Genomic DNA, 2,900 nt, shown 5'->3' on the forward strand with positions numbered 1-2,900 from the left:
CTTGACGACCCCCTTCTCCCGCGGCCCCCAGCCGGCAGCGTGGGCGAAGTGGGTGGCGGCGGTGGCGAGGACGTCACGGTCGCCGATGAGGAAGTACGTACGCGCGCGCGTGGCGCTCGGTTCGGGCCTCGTCCGTGCGCACGGTGAGCGGCGTACCGAACGGCGCCGGGGTCGCGCAGTGAGGTGTGGCGCAGGGGGTGCCCGGGCTGGACGACACGGTGTTCGTGCGGGCCGGTCCGGGGTCTGAACTGGCGGAGTCTCAGCTCCATGCGGGGTGCCTCATGGGGCAAGGGTCGCGGTCAGGAGGGGTCCTCGGCAACGGAGATTCCGCCCAGCAGCGTGTGGGCCAGCCGTGGCGCGAAGTCGTCCACGGGTGGTCTTACGCCAGTCCCCGCGGCCTCGTAGGCGAAGGCGCGCTGGGCGCAGGCGCCCAGGAGGAGGGACGCGGCCGCGAAGGTGTCCGCGTCGGGGCGGACGCGGCCGACGGCCTGTTCGGCACGCAGATAGGCGTCCAGGGCCTCGATCGGCTTGTGGGGGCCCGAGCCGAGCTGCCGCAGCGCCTCGTCGTGGCGCCGCTTGAGCTGGGTCTCGGCGTACAGGGAGGCCGCGATCGGGAAGCTCTGCTCGTAGAAGAGGGCCGCCTGGCGGGCGATCTCGGTGAGGTTGTCCTCCAGGGAGTGCTGTCCGGGCTCGGCGGCGAGGCTGCGCAGCAGCGGGGTCAGCTGAGGCAGCCGTTCCGTGAGCACGCGGATGAACAGCTCTTCCTTGCTCGCGAAGTACTTGTAGAGGGCTGCTTCGGAGCAGTCGGCGGCCTTCGCGATCTCCTTGGTGGTCGTCTTGGCCAGGCCGACGGTGAGCATCAACTCGTGGGCGGCGTCGAGGATGCGGACCCGGGCGGGTTTCTGCGCGACGGGTTCCGGGGCCTGTTTCTGCTGCATGGGGCCCAAGGATTCCATGGCCGGTCCGTTCGGGCTTGACGGGTGGGTGAGTACTTACCCACTCTAGAGGGAGGCAGGGGTGAGTAAACACTTACCCACCTCGTTCAGCGGCAGGAGTACGCCATGAAGCTCACTGTTTTCGGTGCCACCGGAGGCATCGGCCAGGAGATCGTCCGCCAAGCGCTGGCCTCGGGCCACGAGGTCACGGCGGTCGTACGGGACCCGGCGCGGCTGACCGTGCGGGGCGCGGGCCTTGAGGTGTTCCGCGCGGACCTCACCGACCCGGAGGCGGTACGCCCGGCGGTCGCGGGCCGGGACGCGGTCCTGTCCGGGCTCGGTGCCCGCAGCCGCAAGGAGGCGGGGGTCGCGACCCGGCTCACGCGTACGGTCCTGGCGGCCATGGAGGCGGAGGGCGTGCGCCGGGTGCTGGTGGTGAGCGCCGGTCCGATCGGCCCGGACCCGGAAGGCGCCGGACTCCTCGACCGCACCGCGCGCGGGCTGATCTCCGCCCTCCTGAAGGATGTCTACGACGACCTGCGGGAGATGGAGGCGGCCCTCGCCGCCAGCGCCACGGACTGGACGAGCGTCCGCCCGCCACGCCTGCAGAACAAGCCGCTGACCGGCACGTATCGCACGGTCGTGGGCGGCTTCCCGGACAAGGGCCGGTTCATCGGCCGCGCCGATGTCGCGCACGCGATGCTGGCGATGACGGACGAACCGCGGACGGTGAAGCAGGGGGTGGGGCTGGCCTATTGAAGTCGCCGGAGGGCGGCGGACTTACTGGCTGTCGAGGCTGACGCCGACGGTCACCGGTTCGTTCACGAGCGTGACCCCGAAGGTGTCGTGGACGCCGGCGACGACCTCACGCGCGAGGGCGAGCAGGTCGGCCGTGGTCGCCTCGCCCCGGTTGGTGAGGGCGAGGGTGTGCTTGGTGGAGATCCGCGCGGGCCCGCTGCCGTACCCCTTGGTGAAGCCGGCCTTGTCGATCAGCCAGGCGGCGGAGGTCTTGGTGTGCCCCTCCCCCGCCGGGTACGCGGGCGGCTCCACACCTTCCCCGAGACGCTCCTCCACGCGCGCGTGGAACGCGGTGAACTGCGCGTCGGTGAGGATCGGATTGGTGAAGAAGGAACCGGCCGACCAGGTGTCATGGTCCTCGGGATCAAGCACCATGCCCTTCCCGGCACGCAACGCGAGCACGGTCTCCCTGGCCTGCGCCAACGGCACCCGATCACCGGGCTCGACGCCGAGGACGCGGGCCGTCTCGGCGTACTTCACGGGCGCGGACAGCCCATCCGCGTCCTCCAGTTCAAAGCGGACGCGCAGCACGACATACCGCTCGGGCTCGGCCTTGAACCGGCTGTGCCGGTAGGAGAAGGCGCACTCCTCGTTGGTGAGGGTGACCGTCTCGCGGGTGGTGCGGTCGTAGGCGACGACCTCGGTGATGGTGGCGGAGACCTCCTGGCCGTACGCCCCGACGTTCTGGATCGGGGTCGCACCGGCCGACCCGGGAATCCCGGCAAGGCACTCCACACCGGCGAGACCGGCCTCCACGGTGCGGGCGACGGCGTCGGTCCACACCTCACCGGCCGCCAACTCCAGCCGCGTGCCGTCGAGTTCAAAACCACGGGTGGCGATCCGAAGGGCGGTCCCCTCGAACCCCTTGTCCCCGATGACGAGGTTCGACCCACCCCCGATGACCAGCAACGGCGTCCCGGCGTCATCGGCCGCGCGCACGACGTCGATCACCTCGGCGTCGGTGGTCGCGGTGATCAACCGGGTCGCGGGACCGCCCAACCGGAAGGTGGTGAGGGGGGCTAGGGGAGCGTCGTGGAGTTCCTGCACGGGGCCAAGACTACGAGACGGGACTGACAAGGCTGGGGGTGGCGGGGTGTGGCTGGTCATTTCGGTGAGGGGGCGGGGGTACGGGGGTGGTGCGGGTGGGGGCGAGGGGAGCGTCCGGCG

The 2,900-nt window shown here is 71.1% G+C and carries 3 protein-coding genes and 1 pseudogene; 1 reads left to right on the forward strand and 3 read right to left on the reverse strand.

All coding sequences use genetic code 11. The annotated features are described in order from the left end of the window. Both AC31A1_RS49385 and AC31A1_RS49390 read right to left on the reverse strand, forming a co-directional pair. Positions 1-269, reverse strand: a pseudogene (locus AC31A1_RS49385) (hypothetical protein); the annotation flags it as partial. 30 nt (positions 270-299) lie between these two features. Next, on the reverse strand, positions 300-938 hold the full coding sequence (locus tag AC31A1_RS49390; RefSeq protein ID WP_489659590.1) for a TetR/AcrR family transcriptional regulator: 639 nt from the start codon (positions 936-938) through the stop codon (positions 300-302). A gap of 123 nt (positions 939-1,061) precedes the next feature. Between AC31A1_RS49390 and AC31A1_RS49395 the strand changes: the two genes are divergently transcribed. Then, the gene (locus AC31A1_RS49395) at positions 1,062-1,694 is read left to right on the forward strand and encodes an NAD(P)-dependent oxidoreductase (protein WP_489659591.1); all 633 of its coding nucleotides are present in this window, start codon (positions 1,062-1,064) and stop codon (positions 1,692-1,694) included. A 21-nt stretch (positions 1,695-1,715) separates the two neighbouring features. Here AC31A1_RS49395 and AC31A1_RS49400 read toward each other — a convergent pair whose 3' ends face one another. After that, positions 1,716-2,780 carry a UDP-N-acetylmuramate dehydrogenase gene (locus tag AC31A1_RS49400; protein WP_489659592.1) on the reverse strand — a complete coding sequence of 355 codons (1,065 nt, stop codon included), beginning with the start codon at positions 2,778-2,780 and terminating at the stop codon, positions 1,716-1,718. Positions 2,781-2,900: the final 120 nt, after the last annotated feature.

Source organism: Streptomyces sp. P5F9 (assembly GCF_057961495.1).